Source organism: Enterococcus sp. ARL09-542 (assembly GCF_005234805.1).
Lineage (GTDB): Bacteria > Bacillota > Bacilli > Lactobacillales > Enterococcaceae > Enterococcus_D > Enterococcus_D gallinarum.
Window position 1 is genome coordinate 1 of the sequence record NZ_QPQX01000075.1, and the last position, 249, is coordinate 249.

The window sequence follows — 249 nt, forward strand, 5'->3', positions numbered from 1 at the left end:
TCACGAATCTCCGCTTCAAAGTCTCGCATGGTATTGCTTTCTTTTTTTAGAAGATCCCATTTATTGACAACTAGGATGATCCCACGGCCAGCTTCATGAGCATAGCCAGCGATTCGTTGGTCCTGTTCACGTATTCCTTCTTCCGCATTCAAGACCATTAGAACCACATCGGACCGTTCGATGGCACGCATCGCTCGCCTGCCACTGTATTTCTCTGTTGATTCGTAAACTTTTCCTTTTTTACGCATT

Annotated in this window: 1 protein-coding gene; it reads right to left on the reverse strand. The window is 45.4% G+C overall.

What is annotated here, in order from left to right; all coding sequences use genetic code 11:
- Positions 1–249, reverse strand: a 249-nt coding sequence (locus tag DVW06_RS16970) for a GTP-binding protein (protein WP_174784198.1), incomplete at both ends; no start/stop codon positions are given.